A 5,032-nucleotide genomic window follows, 5' to 3' on the forward strand; every position below is an offset into this window, starting at 1 on the left:
GAGGGGACGGTCAGCCGCATCGCAAACCCGATGCCGACAAAACAAACCACGGCACAGGTACTCGCAAACAACGGGCTGAACCGGGCGCGCACGACCCTGAAAAATCCGGGCATCGAGCACGTGATCTATATCGTCAAAGAAAACCGAACCTACGATCAAGTTCTGGGAGACTTGGGCAAGGGCAACGGTGATGCGAGCCTGACGCTCTTTGGCCGCGACGTGACACCGAACTTGCACGCGCTGGCGGAGCGTTTTGTGCTTTTGGATAACTTCTACTGCGCCGCCGAGGTCTCCGGTGATGGCTGGAACTACTCGGTGAGCGGGATGGCGAGCGAGTACGTGGCTCGCAATGTCCCCTACGGCTACACCGGAAAAACCCGTCCCTACGACTACGAGGGCACCAACAGCGGCGCTGTCCCCGACCGATTGGGAGTGAAAGATGTGGCGACAGCACCCGGCGGCTATCTCTGGGATAAGGCGATCGAGAAACGCGTCTCGATTCGCAACTACGGCATGTTCACCGACTCACTGGCTGCGCCCCGCACCACGCCCGAGGAAGGCACGACCGACGAGCGCACGACGCCACTGAAGAAAGCCCTGATCGGGGTCACCAGCGATGAGTTCCGAGTCTATGACACGAGCTACGCTGACTCTGAGGCCTGGCTCAAGCACGACTTGCCGCCTGCGCCCAAGCAGAAAGTGACCTACGGCAAAAAAGGCGATAAATCGCGCATCACCGCATGGCGGCGCGAGTACACTGAGCTGCTTGCCTCGGGCAAGATGCCCAAGCTGATGCTGGTACGCCTTGGCAGAGACCACACGGCGGGCACGACGGCGGGTCAGTCTAGCCCCCGCGCCATGGTAGCCGACAACGACTACGCGGTGGGCCAGCTTGTGGAAGTAGTCAGTCACGGGGCGCTCTGGAAGAAAACGGCGGTCTTTGTGCTCGAAGACGATGCCCAGAACGGCTATGACCACGTGGACGCACACCGCTCGATTGCCTTTGTGATCAGCCCCTTCGTCCCTAGGGCCACGCACGACAGTCGCTTCTTCAACACGGACTCGATGCTGCGCACCATGGAGCTGCTTTTAGGGCTGAATCCAATGACCCTCTACGATGCCACGGCAGCCCCCCTCACGGTCTTTGGAGCGAAGCCCGACAACGACGCGCCCTACACCGCGATCTTGCCCAGTAAAGCAATTATCGGGGAGGTCAACGGACGCACTGCCTACCGTGCCAAAGACAGCGAGCGCCTGCTCAACCCGCTGGTCGAAGAGTCCGAGGCCGATGAGGAGCTCAATGAGATCCTCTGGCGTGCGATTCGGGGCGCAAAAAGCACGCCCCCCGCTCGTCGGTATGGTCTCAAATAGCCCTCCCTGCCCTCACCCGTCCTAAATAGTCCCCCAACCGGTTGCATTTAGTTAGAGTGAATGTTAGACTGTCATCGGTTGCCTTCCTATTGGTGGAGGAGGAGGGTAGTCTAACAATTCATTGGCCCGTTGTCGGGTTATAAGGAAATTAGGAATGAAACAGCCTAACCGGCTCCGTGTGGGAGCTTTCACTTTAATTGAACTTCTCGTTGTTATCGCGATCATCGCGATTCTTGCCGCCATCCTCTTTCCGGTCTTTGCCCAAGCACGCGAGAAAGCACGTATGATTGCTTGCCTCTCGAACATGCGCCAGATCGGCACATCGCTGCGTATGTACGCCCAGGACTACGATGAAATCTACCCGTCGCTGCGCAGTGGCTACGATCCCAGAACTGGCCTTCCTTTTGAAGGAGGCAACTGGAACGAGGGTTTCATGTGGCGCAACGCACTTCAGCCCTACCTGAAGAATAAAGGCATCATGGCGTGTCCGTCGAATAGGTCTTCCACGGCAGGGCGGGGTAAAAGAGGCCGACTTCCTGCCGGCAATAGTGGTAACTGGAGCGATCAGGCACAGGGCTATGGTGTGGAACCAGACCTGCAGATGCCGCAGGGCTACACGATGAATGGCTTCGCTTCCACCTGGGTCGCCTCAGGAGACACAGCTCAGTCGGGATGGATCAACCTTGCTCCTCTCTCCGATGCAGCCCTGGAGAAACCCGCTGATACAATCGCGGTAACGGAGTCCAACTGGCGTGATGCGGATGTCAACCCCGAGTGGCTGTTCCAGTACTCCGGGCAGTGTGGCGGTGATGCCGTGATGCGTCACAATGGCAACAGAGCAAACTTTGTCTACTGGGACGGTCATGCGGCCTCCCGCGCCTGGAACCAGACCATCTTCCCGCTGAGCAGGAACCAGTGGCAGCGTGATAACTCCAATACCCGCGATACCGACACGACACTACGTAGCGGCTGGGGCTGGGATATTGGTGTTGGAGCGATCTGTAACCTACTCAAGTAGGTTTTGTTCTCAGAAAACAATAAGATTCCTTCAGACACTGTCTGAGGGACTCCCCTTTGTGACTCAGGAAAATAACATATGAAACAAGAGATTTCCAAACCCCTTATGTTTGGCGTCATTGGTGTTCTTCTGGTTGCCACACTCGTCGGGGGAATCCTCTTTCTCAATCGTCCCTCTAGCGGTGGATCAGATCAAGCGGCAAAAGATGCGCAGCAGAAACGCTACCAGCAGCAACGAACCGGCAACGGAATGGCGGGTTATAGTGGCGGGCCTAGCCAAGGTGGTCAAGGCGGTGGCCAGGGTGGCAGATCCATGGGCAGTGGCTACGGTGGTGGCCAGGGCGGGCGCTAGTCGCTTGACGTTATGGCCTTGACTCCTGTCACAAAACGCTGGCTTGCGGGTAGTGGGTTGCTTTCGGCAGGACTGCTCTGGGGAGTAGTCGTGCGAGGGCAGCTGATTGCCGCACCTGTGAAACGCCAAGTGGAGCTAGGTCAGGAGCTGACTCGTCGGGGCGAGGCGGGCCACGCCGAGCAAGCGTGGCTCAAAGCCACCCAGCTCGACCCCAAAGCTGTGGAGGCCTGGCAGCTTCTGGGTGATCTCTACCTCAATACCCAACAGTGGAATAAAGCACAGCTGGCCTTTAAGAAACTAGTCGAGCTGGCACCAGAGACTCCCCACGCCTTTACTGGGCTTGCCATCGCCACACTACGGGCAGGCGATGAGGTGGATGCCTACAAGTGGGCGCGAGAAGCCATTCGTCGTAATCCCAAAGATGCCTCCTCGCTCCAGATAGTCGCCTTTGTGAGCGGCTACATGAACCATACCGAGGAGCAGCTTAATAGCCTGAAAAAGCTGAGGGAGCTCCAGCCCCGGGATCCTGAAGTGCTTCAAATGTCTGTGGAAGCACTGAGCGCCCAGAAAAAATACGATGAGCTAAGCACCGTGACAGAGGTCATGATTCAGGTGCAGCCCGACAAGCCTATGGCGTACGCCCTCCGTGCTCTTGTGGCGCTAGAGAACGACGGCTCCACGAAGGCGCTGAAAACGGCTGAGAAAGATCTTTTTCATGCCCTTCAGCTCTTCCCTCTCTATGGTTTCGCCCGTTTTCAGCTCGGTCGGCTCTATCTACGCCAGCGCCGCTGGAACGAGGCGATCCTACAGCTTGAACAAGCGCGTAAGCTTTCTCCGCGACAGATGGATGTCCCTTTCGAGCTGGCAACAGCCTATGATCGAGCCGGTAAGCCCACGCAGGCAACCGAGGCACGGGCACGCTTCCAGGAGCTACGGGACGAGACCAACCGACTCAATGTACTGACGAAAAAGTGCTCTCTGGAGCCTGGGAACTTCGATGCCCACCGAGAAGTCGGCAAGATCACGCTTCGGAGTGGGGATCTGCGTAAGGCGGGGTATTTTCTGACGGTTGCGCTCAAGCTTAAACCGGGAGACCCCGAATCTAAAAAAGCATTCGCGGAGCTAATGGCAAAGACCCTTGCCCGTACCCAGGCCAATCAGACCCGATGAAATACCCCGCGTTAGCCTTTTCTCTGGCTGCACTGGCGAGCGTGGCCCTCACTGGGTGCCCAGGTACAAAAAATCCTACGTCTTCGAAGTCAACGGTAGTGCCTCCTCTCTTTGAAGATGTCACACAGAGTGCGGGCATCGCCTTTCACCACGAGAACGGGGCCAATCAAAACAAGTTCTATTTCCCGGAGACAACGCCTGCAGGTGGGGCGCTTTTTGACCTCAACAACGACGGCTGGCTGGATATTGTCTTGATCCAGTCCGGCACACTGGATCGTCTGGATGCGCCCGAAAACGGGCGATGCAAGCTCTATCTCAACGATGGCGCGGGGAAGTTCCACGATGCCACTCCCGGCTCTGGGTTGGATGTCTCGCTAGGCTACTGCCATGGAGTGACTGTAGGAGACATAGACAACGACGGTTACAGTGATCTTTTTATTACCTCGTTTGCAGGCAATCACCTCTTCCACAATGAGAAGGGTAGCGGCAAGTTCACCGATATCACAGCAGTTTGGGGGCTCAATCAGTGCCATAGTACCGGCTATGCCACCAGCGCGGCCTTTGGCGACTACGACAACGATGGTAGGCTGGATCTCTATATTTGTTACTACTGCCCCTGGGAGAAATCCAAAGATAAAATCTGCAAGGGCAGCAACGGCGAGCGAGACTACTGTGCACCCGAAGTCTATCCTATTGATGAGCACCAGCTCTTTCATAATGAAGGCGCACGCTTTAGCGATGTGAGCAAGGCGACGGGTGTCAGCAGTAAAAAAGGCCGCGGACTGGCGGTTAGTTTTATAGATTTTGATAGTGATGGCTGGAGCGATATCTATGTAGCCAACGATCTGTCGGGGAACTTCCTCTGGAAAAACCTAAAAGGTAAGAGCTTTAAGGACGTTGGCACGGAGGCGGGCTGCGCCTTCTCCACCTCGGGTTCACTTATGGCGGGGATGGGAATCGCCATCAGTGACTACGATCATAGTGGCCAGGAGAGCCTCTTTGTTACCAATTTTCAGAACACACCCAATGCCCTCTTTAAGAACTCTGGCTCAGGTTTCTTTGACGATGTGAGCACGATGACACAAGTGGGGCCTCTCCACCTGCCCTATCTCTCTTTTGGCT

The 5,032-nt window shown here is 56.5% G+C and carries 5 protein-coding genes; all 5 read left to right on the top strand.

All coding sequences use genetic code 11. From position 1 onward, the window contains the following. Positions 1-1,371 (top strand): alkaline phosphatase family protein (locus ACH2EH_RS09250; protein WP_395141012.1); only part of this gene is annotated, 1,371 nt, incomplete at its 5' end. Between the two features lie 154 nt (positions 1,372-1,525). Continuing rightward, positions 1,526-2,389, top strand: a complete 864-nt coding sequence (locus ACH2EH_RS09255; protein WP_395141014.1) for a prepilin-type N-terminal cleavage/methylation domain-containing protein — start codon at positions 1,526-1,528, stop codon at positions 2,387-2,389. A gap of 78 nt (positions 2,390-2,467) precedes the next feature. Beyond that, entirely contained in the window at positions 2,468-2,740 is a 273-nt protein-coding gene (locus tag ACH2EH_RS09260; protein ID WP_395141015.1) for a hypothetical protein, read from the top strand. 12 nt (positions 2,741-2,752) lie between these two features. Then, a complete protein-coding gene (locus ACH2EH_RS09265; protein ID WP_395141017.1) occupies positions 2,753-3,910 on the top strand; it encodes a tetratricopeptide repeat protein in 1,158 nt (385 codons plus the stop codon). Positions 3,911-4,008: 98 nt separating this feature from the next. Then, positions 4,009-5,032, top strand: a 1,024-nt coding sequence (locus tag ACH2EH_RS09270) for an FG-GAP repeat domain-containing protein (protein WP_395141019.1), incomplete at its 3' end; no start/stop codon positions are given.

This window comes from Armatimonas sp., from assembly GCF_043760365.1.
Lineage (GTDB): Bacteria > Armatimonadota > Armatimonadia > Armatimonadales > Armatimonadaceae > Armatimonas.